Source organism: Mucilaginibacter glaciei (genome assembly GCF_014773245.1).
Lineage (GTDB): Bacteria > Bacteroidota > Bacteroidia > Sphingobacteriales > Sphingobacteriaceae > Mucilaginibacter > Mucilaginibacter glaciei.
This window is the reverse complement of record NZ_JACWMX010000005.1, coordinates 20425-39338: the sequence shown is the minus strand read 5'-3', so window position 1 is coordinate 39338 and position 18914 is coordinate 20425. Positions and strand designations below refer to the sequence as shown.

The window sequence follows — 18914 nt, the reverse complement described above, 5'->3', positions numbered from 1 at the left end:
GCGGCACGCGCTGAATGAAATTTTTTACCCGACCCGTTAAACCCGAAGACCTTGCAGATGATGTGCTGGTAAGCAATTATCGCACAGATGGCGACTTGGCCGTTTTAGGGAAACTGTACGAGCGGTACATGTCACTGGTATATGGGGTTTGCCTTAAATACCTGCAGGATGATGAGGCGGCTAAAGATGCAGTAATGGGTATCTTCGAAGAACTCATTACAAAAGTTAAGCAGCACGAGATCAAAGAATTCAGGCCGTGGCTATACGTGCTTAGCCGTAACTATTGTTTGATGCAGTTAAGGGCCGGTAAGAAAATGGAAACTGTTACTTTAGATGATTTTATGGAATTTACACCCGTTTTGCATCCTGATAACGATAACCGGGAAGAAGCGATGCAAGCGCTGGAAAAATGTATCGGTAAATTAACAGCCGCACAACAACAGAGCGTTAGTTTATTTTACCTGGAACAAAAGTGTTATAAAGATATTGTAGCGTTAACCGGTTTTACCTTAAACGAAGTGAAAAGCTATATACAAAACGGCAAGCGCAACCTTAAAATTTGCCTGGAAAAAAACAGTGAGCAATAAACTGCCAAACATATCGCAAATACGGAAGTACCTTAACGGGGAGCTTGACGCTGATGCTATGCACCGTTTAGAACGCGAGGCACAAGACGATCCATTTTTGATGGATGCGCTGGAAGGGTTTGAGCATGCAGGCAAGAACGAAGTTGCCGGTTTGAAAGAACTGCAAACCCGGTTACAAAAGCGGGCCAGCAAAAAGGAACAACGTATAGTGCCGATGTGGTATTGGGGCGTAGCTGCGTCAGTTCTGATTATTGCAGGGGTAGCAGGCCTTTTCTATAAATACAGCGCGCCGCAACAAAATACTTTGGTTGCACAGGCTGATAAAACCGCCACTGCGCCAACAGAATTAGCACCGGCAATTAAAAGCGATCTTGCAAAGGATTCAATCTTGAAAAAGCCGGCACCTAACGCAGTAGTGTTTGATGCCCGCAAACCTAAGCCCTCGGCGATAGCTAAAAACAGAATTATCGACCCGGATAGAATTGTAGAAAATATGACTGAACCACCGGTTGGTAAACCATCCGCGGAAACAATAGCAGCTGTAATACCTAAAGACAGCAACGACCTGAGCGATATGGTAATGAACGGACTGGCCCTTCAAAAGAAAAAAGAAACTCAGTTGGCCGAAACCACGGTAGCCATAGATACATCAAGAAGGTACCAGTTAGCGTTAAACAGCCGGGTTAAGGGGGTACAAACCAGCCCCAACTACAATGCGCCCAAGCAGCCGGTAATCATAGCGGGCCAGGTAATAGCAAAAGACGACGGCCTGCCGATACCCGGCGTAAACATACGGGTGCTGGGCACTACCGAAGGTACATTGACCGATGTTAACGGCAAGTTTGCATTAGCCGGCGCAAAAGATAAAACCGTTTCCGTATCTTCTTTAGGGTATGAATCGGCGCAGGTTAATTTAAACGGTAAAGATTCTTTAAATATCGCTTTGCGGCCCAATAACAGTTCGCTGGCCGAAGTGGCGGTGGTACCGTCAGGTAACGTGCAAAAGGTAAACCAAGGTGCCCACCCCGCCCGCGGATGGCAAGATTTTAAGAATTATTTGAAAGCGAACGCCATCCCCCTTGATGGTATAACCGGTACGGTAAAACTTCAGTTTACGATAGAGCCAAACGGGCAACTTACCAATTTAAAGGTGACCAAAAGCCTTGGCCCTGCTACAGATGCCAACGCGCTCAGGCTTGTTACTAACGGTCCTGCCTGGTATGGTAACACTAACAGCAAGCCCGAGGTGGTAAAGGTAAAGGTGGAGTATAAAAAGTGATAAGGGATACAATGTTTTTGTTCACGTTCACGCTATGAACACACGTGAACATTTTTAAATGCTTGATAATTAGCCATTTAAAAAACGGGCACTGACACAGTAACGCCACCATTAGTTCAATATCTATACTCCGGAAATTATGCGCCGCGTTTACTTTCGAGATCTTGTAAACACGTTAAGCACTTCTAAAAATCTCTATTTTTATTTAAAAAATCAGATTTTTAATTACTTCTTATTCTTATCGTAAAAGGAGAATACCTTTTGTAATAACGGTGTGGTGCGTGCCGCTAAATTCGACCGGATGTTTAACTCTTCCTGTGCTATTTCCACGAATAAGCCGTCGATTGCCCTTTGAGTTACATAGTCAGAAATATCCGGGTTAACCTTGCTCACAAACGGCACCCTGTTATAAGCGGCAGCGGCGTCGCCGTAATACTTGGTTGCCCCTACTTTATTCAAACTCGTTTGCACAACCGGTTTAAAACTGGCCGACAATTGTAAGGTAGTAGTTCGTTTAAAGTATTGCGTAGCGGCATCCTGGTTACCTAAAAGGATATTGGTAACATCCTGCAGGGTCATTTGCTTAATGGCGTTTACAAAGATAGGTTTGGCTTTACCAGCGGCATCTTCTGCAGCGCGGTTAAGGGAAAGTATGACATTATCGGCCAGTTTGCCTAACCCAATACTCCGCAGGGTACGTTCAACCTTTTGCGCTTCGGGCGGGAAAAGGATCTTTACCGCCGCATTGCCAAAGAAACCGTTGAGGGATGATAACTGGTCCGAACTTTTATTGGTGCCCAATTCCAGTGCTTGTTTAAGGCCGTTGCCAATCTCTAATGATGATGGGTTGATGCTTTGGCTAACGGTAGTTTTGGCTACCTGGCTCAATGTATCGCAGCCGCAAAATAAGGCAATAACAAACGGGATAAAGAGTAGGAATTTTTTCATAACTGTAAGGTAGCAATTTAGTTGCCAAGATACGGTTAATTACCAGTGGCGTACCAGCATAAATACCAGACCTGCAATTAAAGCCGAAATTGGGATGGTAATTATCCAGGCCCAAACCAGGTTAATGGTAACACCCCAACGTACTGCCGATACCCTTTTTGTTAAACCCACCCCGATGATTGAACCGGTAATGGTGTGTGTTGTTGAAACAGGGATAGCTAAGCGCTCGGTAATAAAAAGGGTAATGGCACCTGCAGCTTCTGCCGCTACACCCTCCAACGGGGTTATCTTGGTGATCTTTGAGCCCATCGTTTTCACGATCTTCCAACCGCCAGACATGGTACCTAATGATATTGCCGTGTAACATGCCAGCGGGATCCACTCGGGCATTGCCGCGCCGCTGTTAATTATTTTTGAGGCTACCAGCGCCACATATAAGATCCCCATTACCTTTTGCGCGTCATTTGTACCGTGTGCAAAGCTTAATGCCGCAGCCGATACCAGCTGTAAACGTTTAAACCAACGCTCGGCGCTGGCCGGTTTTGACCGCTTGCATACGTGCAAAATCATAATGGTGATAAAATAGGCGATGAATAAGCCTATAAAAGGCGCCAGTACAATATAGGCTATAATGGTAAGGATGTAATGCAGGTTAACCGCATCTAAACCGTGTGCACCTAAAAACAAGGCGTTAGTGATACCCGCACCTGCAAAACCACCAATCAACGTGTGCGATGAACTGGATGGGATACCAAACCACCAGGTAGTTAAATTCCAGGTAATAGCAGCGATAAGGCCTGCCAGTATCACGTGCAGGGTAATAAATTCTTCGTGAACTATTTTGGCAACCGTGTTGGCTACCTTATGATCCTTAATAAAAAAGTAAGCGGCGAAGTTAAATACAGCAGCCATTAATACCGCCTGAAAAGGCGTTAACACCTTTGTAGATACGATGGTGGCTATAGAGTTGGCCGCATCGTGAAAGCCGTTGGTGTAATCAAAAATAAGTGCCAGGGCAACTACAAAAACAAGTAAGGTGGTAACCATCTATTGAATGATAAGTATATGCGCTTAGGCGTTTTTAACTAAAATTGATTCCATTACGTTGGCAGCATCTTCGCACATATCGGTAGCAGTTTCTAATGCGGCTAATATCTCTTTGTATTTGATCAGGCGGATAGCATCTGTTTCATACAGGAACAAATCAGCAACGGCGCGGTCAAATACATAATCGGCTTGGTTTTCTACACTGTTTATGCGGATGCATGAATCGGCAATAGCGCGTACGTTGCGTAAGTCTTTTAATTCCCTTACTGCTTTTTCCAGGTCGGTACCTGCCTGTAATATCAATTCAGATAACTTGCGGATGTGCTCGTTAAAATCGTCTATACGGTAAAGCAGCATGCGGTTAGCGGCACCATGTATATAATCAGCAACATCATCAATAGCAGTAGCTAAAGAGTGGATGTCTTCGCGGTCAAAAGGGGTGATGAAATTTTTACCTAACTCCAGGTAAATCTGATGGGTAAGCTCGTCGCCTTTGTTCTCTAACTTATCAATCTGCCTGAACAATTCTTCGCGGGTGGCCGGGTTAATCGAGTTAACCGCCTCTACCAAAATAGTAGCCATGCTTACAACATTGCTTGCTGCCTGTTCAAATAAAGGGAAGAAAGTTTTTTTGTCTTTAGGGACAAAATATTGGAAGATACTGTTCAGTGACATTGTCTAAGATAATTTTGGGTAAAGGTACGTACTGTATGTTAAGTTAATGTTAACTTTTTAGCACCGGTATGTTTGGAAAGGGTAAAGTCTGTTTGGCTTTTTGCAGCGTAAACCCAAATGTGGAGCCCAGCCCTTCGGTACTGCGCACGTTAATGGTTTGCTGGTGCGCCTCGATAATATGTTTTACAATAGCTAAACCCAGGCCCGATCCGCCTATCTGGCGCGAACGGCTGGTATCGGTACGGTAAAAACGCTCGAACAGGCGGGGCAGGTTCTTTTCTTCAATTCCTACGCCGTCATCGGTCACTTCTACCAGTACCTGCTCATGCAGGGTAAAAATGCTTACCGCGGTTGATCCGCCCTCGCGGCCATACTTAAAAGAGTTATCTATCAGGTTAACCAGCACCTGGCGGATCTTTTCTTTGTCGGCATTTACATAAAGGCCGTCGTCATACTTTTGCTTAAACACCTGGGTTATTTTGTGCTGTGCCGCCTTCAGTTCTAACGATTCAAAAACCTCGCGCACCAGGTCGTTTATTTTAAACTTGCTGTAGTTGATTGGAATCTCTCCCGACTCGAGCTTAGATATCTCATCCAGATCTTTGATCAGGTAGCTTAAGCGGTCAACATTTTTAGAGGCTTTATCTAAAAACTGTATGGCCAGTTCTTTATCTTCAAATTCATCGTCCTGCAGGGCTTCAATATAACCTTGTATAGCAAATAGCGGGGTCTTAAATTCGTGCGAAATATTGGACAGAAAGTCCCTGCGGAATTTTTCCTGCTTTTTTAGGTCATCAACCTCAATTTTCTTTAAACGGGCCCACTCCTTTACTTCCTTCTCCACATCGTGAATAGGGTCGGCACTTACATGTTCGCCCAAGGCATCCCGCAGGTCGCGGCCCAGTTTCAGGTTATGGATCAGTTTATAGATCAGTTTGATTTTGGAGTAGATGTATTTCTCTATCAGGTAATAAAAAACAATATAGCTGCTTATCAGCGTCACCAAAAAGGTGATCATCATATCATACCACTTGTGCTGAAAATAATAGTTTACTGCCGAGAGGCTAATGGCTACCGCAATGGAGTTAATGAAAACCAGTACACGCAAATTCATGCTATAAAGTTAGCGTTTATAAACAATTAATGCCCAACAGTATGGGCATTAACGTGTTAATTTATGGTTACTATATTATATATAGTGATAAGCGCAAAAGCAAAAGACTCCCCAATTTATTGTCTATATCTGAGATCAGGCATTCGACTTCTGTTCAATTCCATTATCAGGAAAGCTTTTTGATTTGAGTCACAATCTTTTTTGACTGACTTTCTTCGCTACGAAGCGCTAAAATATCTTTCAATATTTCGTGCTGTTCCTTTTCCTCCAATGCTTTAAATTTTCCCAAGACTTCAGCATCCCTAAAGCAATCTATGATGTCACTCTCTTTTGTTAACGGGTTATCTGATTCTTTGTACATGGTAACCACTACTTCGTCGCCACCAACTTTATTGATCGCTTTTCTGATGTCACCATTTACAGACATCCTTTTGTCCTTTCCAGTAACCGGGGCCAGGTTCATATTCTTGAATGCATAACCGTTAATAGTACCCGATACCTTAATATCTCCCCATTTCCCGGGAATGTCCTTCGAATCGGGAATAACAATGTGATAAGTCCAGGAACCATTTCCAGGTATATGCTGCAGAATCAGTTTTTTATTTTTAAGTAATTCTTTCATTTATCCTCTCTTACTATCAACAATCAGGCTGCATTTTAAATCATTACTTTGCAGTCTCATCCTCTATTGAGTTAACAAATTCGTTTATTTTCTGGCAGGTTTTGAAACTTTCAATAATGGTATTAAAATTATCCCTGACCCGAAAAAAGGAATCAGGGTAGTGTCTTTGCACAAAGAAGCCTTTCATCTTCAAAAATTCCTTTGCGGGGCTATCTGTATCAAAGCCATTCGGAACCTTTTGCAATGTTTCCTGGGCAATAATCCCATCCGGAAATGCTTTAAGCAGTTTACCGTCTTGCGCGATTTTCTGCCACTCTTCAAAATTATATTCGATTTCCTGGCGCACCTTTTTTAAACGTTTAGGCTCCGGTTGATATTCACCTGCTCCTATACAACACTCGCCTGGCTTTAATACTATAAAATACCCGGCGTTACCGCTTTTTCTGCCACCTTTATTGATGATAGAATAGTAATAAGTTTTGTATGGCGATTTATCTTTAGTAAACCTTAAGTCTCTGTTGAGCCGTGGGATACAATCTTTGCCCTGCAGATCTGATTCTGCAATTTCCTTATCAAATTTCGATATTGCATCTATGAGATCTTGATTGAAAAGAGTAAAATCATCATGTGTCGCCTGGTAATCATCCCGATGTTTATCGAACCATTCTTTAGTATTGTTTTCAGCGAGACCGGTTAGGAAATCAAAGCTTGACTTTTTAAGCATGATATGATATTTTTAAATGGACGCTGGTTACACAAACAGACCGTATTCAAAAAGCGAATCTGATCAATAAAGTGTGTAAGAAATCACTCCATTCGGGGGTGCATTATCGTGGTGTATCGGCCTCGATAAAAATAGTGGTTTCGTTAGATAGCGTAAAGGTGCCGCCCCCCACCCCAAAATCGCGGCGGTTTATTTTAAAGCTGCCTTTAAATTGCGCTGCACCGGCTGCAACAGTATAAGTAAAGGGCAGGTCTACCAGTTTGGTTTTATCTTTTATGGTGATGTTGAACTTGCCGACATAGTTATTGCCACCTTTTTGGGTGAACGATACCGACGACATGGTGATCTTTGGATATTTGACTACATCAAAATAATCCTCATCCTTAATATGCCTGTCGCGCATATTATTATCGGTATTGATAGTAGTCGCATCGGCAACCGCCTCTATCTTGCTTGCAGCCAAATTTGCCGGGTCGAATTTAATTTCGGCCTCCATTTTTTCGATCACGCCGCCGGTTTTAATACCCAGGTTCTTGATCTCGAACCTGATATTTGAGCGGGTAACATTATTTTTTAGCTGCGCGAACGCTGCGTTTCCGGCAGTCAGTATCAGCAGTGCGATGCAAAGTCTTTTCATATTACAAATATGACGTAATTTACGGTTAACCGTTTAACGCTCCGCCATTTAAATCATCCGGCAGATAAACTAAAATTCAACGTGCGCCCTTAACGAGAATACGTTTACCGGCCCGCGGTCTTTATTATAGGCAGGGTTGGCAATGAACTGGTAATCCGGACTGAGCCAAAGTTTTTTCTGGTAGGCGTTGATCTTATAATACAGCTCGGCAATTAACTCATGCGCGTAGTTTAGTTTGCCATCGCCAATAATGAAACCGTAACCGCCTGCCGCCAGGTAATCGCGGTGCGGTGCCGATATGCCGTTGGCTACAAATGCCAGGCCCAGTTCATCATCGTTACGCTTCCATTCGCCGCCTTTTAATACGGCACCAAAACTTAACGACTGATCAATCTCGGTGAAGGCCCAGGTTTCGGTCTTGCCATCATTATAACTCAGCTTAGCAAAAACGCCAAAGTTTTTTGACAGGTATTGATCGGCATTGATACCAAAGCCGAATTTATGTTTCCCGTAAACCAAATTGGTATCAACCACCGGGTTAACGGGGCTAATAGCAAGCGCCTGGCGGTAGTTGCCCATTTTGCCATTATTACGGAAACCTAATACGCGGAAAGTTCCCTTTTGCCCGTTGAGGGTGTAGCGTTTTTCATACTCCAGGGTTTGCGTATTGGCCCGGCCTACGCGTTCATCCCATATAGCGCCATTGGCGGTGGTAGTGGTCATGGTGAAGGCAAAGCGTAAAGCCCAGGTTGGCTGCCCTAACTCGGCCATGGCACCCATTACGTAGCCGCGGGTGTTGGCGGGGTAATCCCAGGCGGCGTTATCCATTAAACTCCAGTTCATGAACTGCGACCGCGGGTCGTGGCTAAATTCATTGCCGTCAAAAAAATCGGCCATGCCAAATTTACCTACCGTAAATTTTAAATAGCGTTTGCTAATGGTACCGGCCAACTGATTTACATCATCGCTTAAAGTATCCCGTTGGTTGCCCCATTCAAAATTCTGGGTAAAATACAACCTGGCGATATAGATCTTAGGTTCGGCACCGCCAACCCTAAATGTTTCGCCGTTTGGGAAACCTGCTATACCAAGGGTTTTGCTTAATCCGGCACCGCCCGACATTTCGGGGTTAAAAAAGGCTGAAGCGCCCTTCCATAAACGGGCACCACCAAAAAAAGTAGTGGTTAATGAGCTTTGTGTTTCGCCGGGGGTTAGTAAACTGTTGTCGCCGGTATATTTGGCGCTAAAGTTTGGTTTAGCCTGCGTAATAATCGTTTGTTGAAAGTGGAAATTAAAGCGCTGTTGTTTAACAGTGTCTTGCGCGGCAGCTGCCTTGACAAGGCCTGCAAAGACAGTAACGGAAAGTAAAAATTTATTCATTTGTAGGGGGCTTGGGGGTTGTTTGTATTTTATTGCACTTCCTTGGGGGTTGTTTGTATTTTATTGCACTTCCTGGTAAAACTGCTCCAGAAAGCTTTCCATAAAAGTATGCCGTTGCCGGGCCAGTTTTTTACCAGTGGCGGTATTCATTTTGTCCTTGAGCAGCAGCAGCTTTTCGTAAAAGTGGTTAATGGTGGGCGCAGTGGTGTTTTTGTACTGCTCTTTGGTCATGTTTAAATTTGGCGGGATGGTGGGGTTATAGATCTCCCTGTCTTTAAAGCCGCCGTACGTAAAGGCGCGGGCAATGCCAATGGCGCCAATGGCATCCAGCCTGTCGGCATCCTGCACAATAGCTAACTCTGGCGAGTGGAAGCTAACGTTACCAAAGCTGGCCTTGAACGACATATTGCGGATAATTTGCTGCACATGCTCGATCACAGCATCGTCAACATTTATGCTTTTAAGGAATTTACCTGCCGTTGCGGGGCCAATCTCTTCATCGCCATTATGAAATTTACTATCGGCAATGTCATGGAGCAAGGCAGCCAGCTCTACAACAATTTTGTCGCAGGTCTCTATTTGGGCTAAGTGTTTGGCGTTGGTCCAAACACGGTCAATGTGCCACCAGTCGTGGCCGCCCTCGGCTTCTTTTAAAGTAGTTTTTACAAATTGTGCAGTTTTCGTTATAATATCTGCGTTGCTTAATGTTGCCATCATGCTGCAAATATATTACACAAAGCAAAGCCGCCCAATTATAAATTAAGCAGCTTCGGCTTTTTCTGTGTTGATCAGCTCCGTCAGATCCGTTTCTAATACTTCTGAGATCTGGAATAGACGTTCAACCGTAATTTTGGTGTACCCTAATTCTATCTTACTATAGGCATTTTGTGAAATGCTCAGTTTGGCCGCAAGGTATTCCTGCGTATAATTTAACTCTTCGCGCTTATTCCGGATATTGGCAGCAACAGCTTTGATCCTAACGTTCAACGTATTCTTCATTTAAAGTTAATATGGCTATAATCTATACATTAACGGATTTCGTATAACCCCGGATTTATTTTTTTGAAATATATCACTATTTACTTATTCTGTTCATTTTGTCCAGTGCTTTTTCAGGTTAAAAGCTAAACCTATTAAAAGGGATTTAAATAAAAAGAGCGATGAGTATAAACCCATCGCTCTTTAAATCCGAAATTGAAAATTCGAAATCCGAAATATTATATCATCATCCTCACTGGTTCTTCCAGTAATGACTTTAATGTTTGTAAGAATGCGGCAGCCGATGCGCCATCAACCACACGGTGATCGGCACTCAGGGTTACCTTCATTACGTTGCCCGGTACTACAGCGCCATTTTTAACAACCGGCACTTGTGCAATCCCGCTAACGGCAAGGATACAAGCGTTTGGCGTGTTAATAATAGCGGTAAATTCATCAACGCCAAACATACCTAAGTTAGATATGGTGAAGGTTGATCCTTCCATTTCGGCAGGTTGTAATTTTTTACCCTTTGCTTTACCGGCAAACTCCTTAACCTCTTGCGAGATGTGGCTTAACGATTTACCATCGGCAAATTTAATAACTGGTACCAGCAAACCTTCGTCGACCGCTACAGCTACACCAATGTGCACATGTTCGTTAGTACGGATCTTATCGCCCAGGAACGAGGAGTTGATAGCCGGGTGTTGTTTTAAGGAAACGGCACAAGCTTTCAACACAAAATCGTTAAAGGAGATCTTAACCGGAGCAACCTCATTCATTTTGTTACGGGCAACAATAGCCTGGTCCATATCAATCGACATGGTAACATAGAAGTGAGGTGCGGTAAACAAGCTTTCAGATAACCTGCGGCTAATGGCTTTACGCATTTGCGTAACGTTTCTTTCCGTAAATTTCTCTTCGCCTGTATAGGTTGGCAATACTACCGGTGCCTTTGCAGCAGGTGCAGCAGCTTCGGCAGGTTTTGCAGCAGCAGTTTCCTGAGCCGGGGCAACAGGAGCAGCGGCGGCAACAGGTTTTACCGAGGCGGAAACGCCTTCAATATCTTTTTTAATGATGCGGCCGCCTTCTGCGCTGCCTTTTACATCATTTAAATTAATGCCTTTATCCTTAGCGATTTTACGTGCCAACGGCGATGCCTTAACGCGGCTGTCATCTTCTGTAGAGCCGGTTGCCTTTGGAGCAGGTGCAGCATCAGACAAGGCTGCCGGGGCAGCTTCTGTTTTTTCTTCAGTTTCCGGGGCTTCGGCAGCTTCGCCGCCAGTGCCATCCGCATTGTCTAATAAAGGCTGTATATCTGTACCTTCTTTACCAACAATGGCAATAATACCGTTAACCTGTGCAGCTTCGCCCTCTTTTACACCAATATATAAAAGTGTACCTTCTTCATAACCCACAACTTCCATGGTAGCCTTATCGGTTGCCACATCAGCTAAAGAGTCATCTGCCTTTACTTTATCACCAACCTTAAAGTTCCATTTTTCAATGGTACCTTCTGTCATGGTATCGCTTAATAACGGCATACGGATAACAGTAGCCGGAATGCTTGAAGTATCAACCTTTGGTTTAGCCGCTGCCGATTTCTCTGCAACCGGCGCTGCCGGTTTGGCATCGGCGGCTGGTTTAGCTTCTGCAACAGGTTTTTCTTCTGCAGGTTTTTCCTCGGTTTTAGCCGGTTTAGCATCGCCTTCTAACAGTGCCTTATAATCTTCGCCTTCTTTACCTAAAACGGCAATAACAGCGTCTACAGGTACGGCGTTACCTTCTTCAACACCAATGTAAAGCACGGTGCCGTCCTGGTACGATTCCAAATCCATCGTGGCCTTATCAGTCTCTATCTCGGCCAAAACATCGCCCGATTTTACACTGTCGCCAACTTTTTTATGCCACTTAGCCAATACCCCTTCGGTCATGGTATCGCTCATTTTAGGCATTTTAACTACTTCAGCCATATAATAATGTGATGAATACTGTTATTATTTATAATTAGTAGGGTTATTAGTCGCGGATGTAAGGATAATCCTGCTGAACATATACATCAGTATAAAGTTCAGATGCTTCCGGCCATGGCGATTCTTCGGCAAATTGTACCGCTTCTTCTACCTGTGCTTTAATTTTAGCATCGATCTCTTCAAACCATTTATCATCGGCATAACCATTCTTTTGAATAGCCGCTTTAACCACCTCGATAGGATCTTTTGATTTGTAGCTTTCCAACTCTTCTTTAGTACGGTATTTCTGCGGATCGCTCATCGAGTGACCTTTGAAACGGTAAGTACGCATTTCCAGAAAAGTTGGGCCTTCGCCGCGGCGTGCGCGTGATACCGCCTCGTCCATAGCATTGTGTACTGCAACCGGGTCCATACCATCAACAGGCGATGAAGGGATACCGTAAGGCAAACCTAATTTGTAAATATCCGGCTGGATAGTTGTACGCGCTACAGATGTACCCATGGCATAACCATTGTTCTCACAAACAAAAATTACTGGTAATTTCCATAAAGCGGCCATGTTAAAGGTTTCTGTTAAAGCACCCTGGCGCACGGCACCATCGCCCATGTAGGCAATGTTTACGTTATCCGTTCCTTTATACTGCTCGGCAAAGGCAACACCGGCACCCATAGGTACCTGGCCGCCCACAATACCGTGGCCACCATAAAAATGGTTTTCCTTATCAAACATGTGCATAGAACCACCCTTGCCTTTTGAGCAACCGGTAGCTTTACCATACATTTCGGCCATGATGGCTTTAGGGCTTGTACCTTTTGCCAAAGCATGCGCGTGATCGCGGTAGGCAGTTATCAAACTGTCTTCATGCCTTATTACCGACATGGCACCGGCTAATACCGCTTCCTGGCCTATATAAAGGTGACAAAATCCGCGGATCTTTTGCTGACCGTATAACTGGCCAGTTTTTTCTTCAAACTTCCGCATTAAAAGCATAGACTCATACCACATCAGGTAGGTGTCTTTAGTTATTTCGATTGAACTCATTTAGTAAAAACAATTCTAAGAGATAGTGCAAATCTAATTATATCCTGCAAATAACCGAAACTGCAACGAATTTGTTGTAAAGATTATTTCGGGATGAAAATAGTGCTTTTAAGCCATACTGCCTACTATTTGTATAACACAAAATTACATTTGGAAGCCGTGTAAAATGAACACTTTATATTGCCGCAAACACTCAAATTCCGCAATAATCTTTCTGCGCGAGGCCTTATGCAAAATTCTCATCCAGTATGTTCTAATGCGTTTGTAATATCATAATTTAGAAATGAGCTCCTAAAACGGTAAAAATACCACTGACGTTACGCTGAAAAACAACAAGGCTCAAGTGCCGTTACGGCGCGTACGTTTGAGGTAAAATCACATGTGAATTGTCATCGCAAAATTTCTATTAAGCCTGGTTTTGGAAAATTATATTCACCGGCTGAAAGTTTCGATGAAAAGATTCACCTACGCGATAGTTTTATTAACAACGGTTAATATTATTAATCGCAACGAACATGAAAAAAATTTCACGATTAATTTGGAGGATTGGAAATATTATATAGATTTGTATCCAACAATAGACACACTGTCTGATTTAATAAACACTTGTTGTCGCGACTGCAACAAATAAAGACGTTAAATGAAGAAAATTACTCTTGCTATTGCACTATTTCTGAGCGTTTTAGCTGCCCAAGCTCAAACAAAAACTGTTCCAACTCCGATAGCTGATAATTCAGAACAAGAGAGTTTAGCAAAAGATTATCTGTCACAAATTATGGGTGTTGCAATGTCTGCAACCTCAAACATGAAATTATTTCACTTTGTATACGATTGGATAGGTACCCCATACCGTTTCGGTGGTAGCTCAAGAAAAGGTATCGACTGCTCTGCATTCACCAAACAACTATACAGCGAAGTTTTTAATACTACTATCCGCCGCAGTTCACGCGATATTTTCAGCATGGTTAGCCCGGTTGGTAAAGATGATTTAAAAGAAGGCGACCTGGTTTTCTTTAAGATCCACAGCCGCAGCATATCACACGTTGGTATTTACTTAGGCAATAACAGGTTTGCACACGCATCATCAAAAGGTGTTGCCATATCAAGCCTTGACGATGCTTACTACAGCCGCTTCTTTTACAAAGGTGGCCGCATGTTGGAGTCATTCAAAAATGAACTTTCTGCATCAACTAACGACGACGAGACCTCAAACTAATTACAAACCTAAATTTATAGATCAAACCTCTCACGCCCTGTGAGAGGTTTTTTTATGCCTATGCTTTACCGTTTGCCAATCCTTTTTTGCTTTTCATTTCTATTGCTGATAACGGCCTGCACTAATCCGCCCGAGAAAAAACAAGCTAATAATACGCCCGCACAATTGCCTGCAGATACGGTTACGATAAAACCCATCACCGATACGACTATAACCATAGCAGCCGTTGGCGATATGATGCTGGGTACCTCCTACCCGGATAGCACGCACTTGCCGCCGGATAGCGGGCGGCAAAGTTTCAGATCTGCGTTGAAGGATCTGAAAAATAACGATATTATCTTTGGCAACCTTGAAGGTACCCTGCTGGATACAGGGGCAGCGGTAGCCTATAAATTACAGCATAAAAGTAAGGGATACTTTTTTAGGATGCCAACATATTACGGTGGTGTATTTAAAAGTGCGGGCTTTAACCTTATCAGCCTGGCCAATAACCATGTAGATGATTTTGGCAAGCCGGGACGTAAAAGCACTGCTAAAATATTGGATAGCCTGGGTATTAACTATGCGGGCTTGCGGGTTAAGCCGTCGGCCACGTTTACCGTTAAAGGTATAAAATATGGTTTCTGCGCTTTCTCGCCTAATAGCCAAACCGCGCCGTTATTAGACCGGGCGTTTGTGAAAGGCACGATTGCCGCGCTAAAGCAGGAGTGTGATATTGTGATTGTATCGTTTCATGGCGGCGGCGAAGGTGTGCCGTTTGAACACATCCCCTGCGTACCGGAATATTACGTTGGCGAGAACCGGGGCAACGTGAACGCATTTGCCCACGCCGCCATTGATGCAGGCGCCGACCTGGTTTTAGGTAACGGCCCGCATGTGAGCCGGGCAATGGAGGTTTACAAGAACAGACTCATTGCCTATAGCCTGGGTAACTTTTGCACCTACAAAAGTGTAAGCGTGCTGGGTGTTTGCGGGCTGGCACCCTTACTAAAAGTCACTTTAAATAAAAAAGGCCACTTTTTAAGTGGCCGTATCGTATCCTATAAGCAATCGCATGAAGTGGGCCTGCTGGCCGACACCGCAAATACCGCAGCCAACCGCATCAGGCTTTTAACAAAGTCGGATTTTGAACTACCCGGTTTAATTATTGCCGATGATGGCATGATAACGCGGGTTGCGTATTAGGCTTCGTCTTTAGTGTTGCGCACCAGGCTGATACCGGTAAAAAAGAAGATGATCGATATAATTCCCACTACAATTAAAGTAGTAGCCTGCCCTGTATGCTGTATAACCTGTACACCAGTGTAAATAAGACCGATGATCCCTAACACTGTTAGGATAGCGCCGAAAGTACGTTTTAAGTTCATATGGTTTAATTAAATTGTTGCTGTTAAATGATTTACACATAAACCAACTTACAACCAGTTTGTTTTAACCAAGGCCAATTATCATTTGCATGTCAATTTCAATTAACCTACATAACCTCGCCTACAAAATATCGTTAATGTATCTGTAAGCGCATCTTGCACTTACATTGTGATAAGGTTTAGGTTGAAAGTCCCCGGGCAGCGAGTGGCCGGGGCTTTTATTTTTTAAACCTTTAGCAATACCATCCTTTTTCCACATCTTCGTTTTTTTTGATTGAAGAATGAGTGAGATAAAAGAAAAGTTATACAACCTGTGTGTAGCTTATGTACAAAGCCGCATGAAGGCATCTGAGCAGGCCATTGCCGAAGCGCAGCAATCTGCTAATGACGATACCAAAAGCAGTGCGGGTGATAAATACGAAACCGGCCGCGAAATGGCCCAGCAAGAAACCAACAGAAATTTAGCACAACTGAACGAGGCCAACAAACTGATGGTGGCCCTTAACCAGATTGGCACCAAAAGCAATTCGCAAAAGGCAGAGGCTGGCAGCCTGGTGATTACTAACAATGGTAATTTTTACCTGTCAATAAGCGCGGGGGTGCTCCAATTAGATGGCCAACACTACTTTGCGGTGTCGCCTGCGTCGCCCATTGGCCTTAAAATGAAAGGAATTAGTGCCGGCGATGAATTTATTTTGAATGGAAAAAACTACCTTATACAGTCAATTAGCTGAAAAACAGACCCGAAACCATCAAAAAGAAAAAATATTAATCACAGTTTAACAAATAAATGTACAAGTGATTAATATCTATTCTATATTTGATGTAAACAAAACGTAAAAATGGTGGGAAACCGCCATCACTAAACAAAATTTTTAATGAACATTTTCGTAGGAAGCCTTCCTTATTCATTACAGGAAGCAGATTTGCAGGAGCTTTTTGAAGCTTATGGTGAAGTAACCACCGTTAAAATTATTATGGACAGAGAGTCTGGCAGAAGCAAAGGCTTTGGATTTGTTGAAATGTCAGATGACGAAGCTGCTCAAAAAGCAATTTCTGGCTTAAACGGATCAGAAATCAGCGGCCGTTCTATTGCTGTTAGCCAAGCTGAAGACAAAAAACCGGGCGATCGCAGAAGCGGTGGCGGCGGTGGTGGTTTTGGTGGCGGCAACCGCGGTGGCGGCGGCGGCGGCTACTCGAGAGACAGCAGAGGTGGCGGCGGTGGCGGCTACTCAAAAGATAACAACCGCGGTGGCGGTGGCGGCGGTAGCCGTTGGTAATTAATTACCGGTAATACAAAAGCAAGGCGCTGTCACCATAGCGTTTTGCTTTTGCATATTTTATCTCTTACACGCTTTCATTTACATGTCAGCGCGATTTTCTGTATAGTACATTTTGCCTTTCGTTTATGGAATTGCCCCATAAACCATTGCTTTCTAAAAGGTAGAGCCTCCTGATTTCTTCTCGCAAAAAACCGGTATAACTATAAATTCGTTTTTATAGTTATATGAAAAGCATTTGCACCATCCTATTATTTATAGCTACATCTTTTGCCGGTGTACCCAACAAACCGGTAGAACGGGTAGACATTAAAAAATATTCGGGCCGTTGGTACTCTTTATACTCTATACCAACTGCGTTTGATAAGGGGAGTATAGAAACGACCACCAACTATACCTGGAACGATAATAAGGAATACTTCGACGTAGTTACTACTTACAAAAAGGCCAACGATACAGAACTACATTCGGTAAAATCGAAACTATTTTTGGTGGAGAACACAAACAACGCCGAAATGAAGGCACAATTCCTGTGGCCCTTTAAAGTAGATTACTGGGTGGTTGACCTTGCCCCCGATTACTCATACGTGGTAGTGGGCCACCCCGACCATAAATTTCTGTTTATCATGAGCCGCAAGCCCAGCCTGGATAAGAAAACTTATGATACCGTGATCGCTAAATGTAAAGCCATGGGTTACCCGGTAGAAAAACTTACTTCGCAAAAACACGGCGGTAGCTAAAGGGTAGTACTACAAAAAAATCAATGCCAGGATATAAAGGTTAAAAAAATCCCGATCTATCTTTACAGGAATGAGGGGCTTTCATACTTTTTATTATTTTTGTCAAAAATTCAGACACAATGAGCGAACTCATTAAAAAACAAGTAAATGATGCAAAAGCGAATATGGATAAAGCCATTGAGCATGCAGATAGTGAATTAAATAAGATCCGCGCGGGTAAAGCCAACCCATCTATGCTGGACGATATCATGGTTGACTATTATGGTTCGCCAACCCCGTTAAGCCAGGTGGGTAGCGTAAACACGCCCGATGCCCGTACTATTATCGTACAACCCTGGGAAAAGACACTTTTGGTGGCTATCGAAAAAGCAATTAAAGAGTCCAACCTGGGCGTTAACCCGCAAAATGATGGGGTGATCATCCGCATTAACGTACCACCGTTAACAGAAGAGCGCCGCCGCGACCTGGTTAAGAAAGCCAAAGGTGAGGCTGAGACAGGTAAAATCGCTATCCGCAACATCCGTAAAGATGCTAACGAGAAGATCAAGAAATTAAAAACCGAAGGTGTGTCTGAAGATGAGATAAAAGTTGGCGAAGCAGAGGTGCAAAAACTAACCGATGCGTATATCATCAAAGTTGATCAGCTATCCGACGCGAAAGAAAAAGACATCATGACTGTTTAATCCAGTTTGAACTTATATTCGAAAGGGATGGCCGCAAGGTGCATCCCTTTTTTGTTTGAATATTTGTTTACAATCTACCATCATAAATTAGCCGTCACTATGACCCACCAAAACCCCGACCTGCAAATAGTAGATTTTGAGCCGAAATACCAGCCGGCCTTTAAACAGTTAAACCAGGAATGGATAACCACCTGGTTCAAAATGGAAACTAACGATCATCAATCTTTAGATCACCCGGATGATTATATCCTGAGCAAAGGGGGCCATATTTATATCGCATTATATCGCAACGAACCTGTTGGTGCCTGCGCGCTCATTAAAACAGAGAACGATGCGTTCGAGATGGCTAAAATGGCAGTATCGCCAAAAGCCCGGGGTAAAGGGATTGGCTACCTGTTAGGCAGGCACTGTATTGAACAGGCCAAACAGTTAGGTGCAAATAAACTATACCTGGAGAGTAATACCGTTTTAGAACCGGCCATTGCCTTATACCATAAATTAGGGTTCAAGAAAATAACGGGTATCCCCTCGCCCTATGAAAGATGCAATATCCAGATGGAGATGGACCTGTAATTTATACTTATTAACCACATTGTCAAATTACAGGGAATGAGCCACGTAG

The 18914-nt window shown here is 43.5% G+C and carries 22 protein-coding genes; 9 read left to right on the top strand and 13 right to left on the bottom strand.

What is annotated here, in order from left to right:
• Positions 1–14 precede the first annotated feature (14 nt).
• Together IDJ76_RS12630 and IDJ76_RS21155 are read left to right on the top strand one after the other, a co-directional pair.
• Positions 15–587 (top strand): RNA polymerase sigma factor, encoded by a 573-nt coding sequence (locus IDJ76_RS12630; protein ID WP_191163696.1) that lies wholly within the window; start codon positions 15–17, stop codon positions 585–587.
• Positions 577–1866: a TonB family protein gene (locus IDJ76_RS21155; RefSeq protein ID WP_191163695.1), complete on the top strand. Its 1290-nt coding sequence runs from the start codon at positions 577–579 to the stop codon at positions 1864–1866. Before IDJ76_RS12630 ends, IDJ76_RS21155 begins: the two co-directional genes overlap by 11 nt.
• Before the next feature lie 225 nt (positions 1867–2091).
• Here the strand turns inward: IDJ76_RS21155 and IDJ76_RS12620 are convergent, their stop codons facing one another.
• The 12 genes from IDJ76_RS12620 to pdhA all read right to left on the bottom strand — a co-directional run bounded on the left by IDJ76_RS12620 (position 2092) and on the right by pdhA (position 13006).
• Positions 2092–2814 carry a DUF4197 domain-containing protein gene (locus IDJ76_RS12620; RefSeq protein WP_191163694.1) on the bottom strand — a complete coding sequence of 241 codons (723 nt, stop codon included), beginning with the start codon at positions 2812–2814 and terminating at the stop codon, positions 2092–2094.
• A gap of 39 nt (positions 2815–2853) precedes the next feature.
• The gene (locus IDJ76_RS12615) at positions 2854–3861 is read right to left on the bottom strand and encodes an inorganic phosphate transporter (protein ID WP_191163693.1); all 1008 of its coding nucleotides are present in this window, start codon (positions 3859–3861) and stop codon (positions 2854–2856) included.
• Between the two features lie 24 nt (positions 3862–3885).
• Complete coding sequence (locus IDJ76_RS12610; protein WP_191163692.1) at positions 3886–4536, bottom strand: DUF47 domain-containing protein; 651 nt, start codon at positions 4534–4536, stop codon at positions 3886–3888.
• 49 nt (positions 4537–4585) lie between these two features.
• The gene (locus tag IDJ76_RS12605; protein ID WP_191163691.1) at positions 4586–5650 is read right to left on the bottom strand and encodes a sensor histidine kinase; all 1065 of its coding nucleotides are present in this window, start codon (positions 5648–5650) and stop codon (positions 4586–4588) included.
• A 166-nt stretch (positions 5651–5816) separates the two neighbouring features.
• Positions 5817–6272: a DUF1905 domain-containing protein gene (locus IDJ76_RS12600; RefSeq protein WP_191163690.1), complete on the bottom strand. Its 456-nt coding sequence runs from the start codon at positions 6270–6272 to the stop codon at positions 5817–5819.
• Between the two features lie 43 nt (positions 6273–6315).
• Positions 6316–6996 carry a DUF2461 domain-containing protein gene (locus tag IDJ76_RS12595; protein ID WP_191163689.1) on the bottom strand — a complete coding sequence of 227 codons (681 nt, stop codon included), beginning with the start codon at positions 6994–6996 and terminating at the stop codon, positions 6316–6318.
• 103 nt (positions 6997–7099) lie between these two features.
• A complete protein-coding gene (locus IDJ76_RS12590) occupies positions 7100–7633 on the bottom strand; it encodes a YceI family protein (protein WP_191163688.1) in 534 nt (177 codons plus the stop codon).
• Between the two features lie 69 nt (positions 7634–7702).
• On the bottom strand, positions 7703–9013 hold the full coding sequence (locus IDJ76_RS12585) for a carbohydrate porin (protein ID WP_191163687.1): 1311 nt from the start codon (positions 9011–9013) through the stop codon (positions 7703–7705).
• 60 nt (positions 9014–9073) lie between these two features.
• On the bottom strand, positions 9074–9730 hold the full coding sequence (locus tag IDJ76_RS12580) for an HD domain-containing protein (RefSeq protein WP_224746313.1): 657 nt from the start codon (positions 9728–9730) through the stop codon (positions 9074–9076).
• Positions 9731–9772: 42 nt separating this feature from the next.
• A complete protein-coding gene (locus IDJ76_RS12575; protein WP_191163686.1) occupies positions 9773–10012 on the bottom strand; it encodes a helix-turn-helix domain-containing protein in 240 nt (79 codons plus the stop codon).
• A gap of 218 nt (positions 10013–10230) precedes the next feature.
• Positions 10231–11964, bottom strand: a complete 1734-nt coding sequence (locus tag IDJ76_RS12570; protein ID WP_191163685.1) for a pyruvate dehydrogenase complex dihydrolipoamide acetyltransferase — start codon at positions 11962–11964, stop codon at positions 10231–10233.
• Between the two features lie 46 nt (positions 11965–12010).
• Positions 12011–13006, bottom strand: a complete 996-nt coding sequence (gene pdhA, locus IDJ76_RS12565; RefSeq protein WP_191163684.1) for a pyruvate dehydrogenase (acetyl-transferring) E1 component subunit alpha — start codon at positions 13004–13006, stop codon at positions 12011–12013.
• A 640-nt stretch (positions 13007–13646) separates the two neighbouring features.
• Here pdhA and IDJ76_RS12560 point away from each other — a divergent pair.
• Positions 13647–14222, top strand: a complete 576-nt coding sequence (locus IDJ76_RS12560) for a C40 family peptidase (protein ID WP_191163683.1) — start codon at positions 13647–13649, stop codon at positions 14220–14222.
• Between the two features lie 54 nt (positions 14223–14276).
• Entirely contained in the window at positions 14277–15407 is a 1131-nt protein-coding gene (locus tag IDJ76_RS12555; protein ID WP_191163682.1) for a CapA family protein, read from the top strand.
• Here IDJ76_RS12555 and IDJ76_RS12550 read toward each other — a convergent pair.
• Positions 15404–15589 carry a hypothetical protein gene (locus IDJ76_RS12550; RefSeq protein ID WP_191163681.1) on the bottom strand — a complete coding sequence of 62 codons (186 nt, stop codon included), beginning with the start codon at positions 15587–15589 and terminating at the stop codon, positions 15404–15406. The two genes, IDJ76_RS12555 and IDJ76_RS12550, sit on opposite strands and share 4 nt — an antisense overlap.
• 281 nt (positions 15590–15870) lie before the next feature.
• On the opposite strand from IDJ76_RS12550, the gene IDJ76_RS12545 reads away from it, so the two are divergent.
• From IDJ76_RS12545 to IDJ76_RS12525, 5 genes are all read left to right on the top strand, one after another.
• Entirely contained in the window at positions 15871–16323 is a 453-nt protein-coding gene (locus IDJ76_RS12545) for a 3-oxoacyl-ACP synthase (RefSeq protein ID WP_191163680.1), read from the top strand.
• Between the two features lie 144 nt (positions 16324–16467).
• Positions 16468–16869 (top strand): RNA recognition motif domain-containing protein, encoded by a 402-nt coding sequence (locus IDJ76_RS20990; protein WP_191163679.1) that lies wholly within the window; start codon positions 16468–16470, stop codon positions 16867–16869.
• A gap of 227 nt (positions 16870–17096) precedes the next feature.
• On the top strand, positions 17097–17609 hold the full coding sequence (locus IDJ76_RS12535; protein WP_191163678.1) for a lipocalin family protein: 513 nt from the start codon (positions 17097–17099) through the stop codon (positions 17607–17609).
• 119 nt (positions 17610–17728) lie between these two features.
• Complete coding sequence (gene frr, locus IDJ76_RS12530; protein WP_191163677.1) at positions 17729–18292, top strand: ribosome recycling factor; 564 nt, start codon at positions 17729–17731, stop codon at positions 18290–18292.
• Positions 18293–18391: 99 nt separating this feature from the next.
• Positions 18392–18865 carry a GNAT family N-acetyltransferase gene (locus IDJ76_RS12525; RefSeq protein ID WP_224746312.1) on the top strand — a complete coding sequence of 158 codons (474 nt, stop codon included), beginning with the start codon at positions 18392–18394 and terminating at the stop codon, positions 18863–18865.
• The last annotated feature ends 49 nt before the right edge of the window (positions 18866–18914 follow it).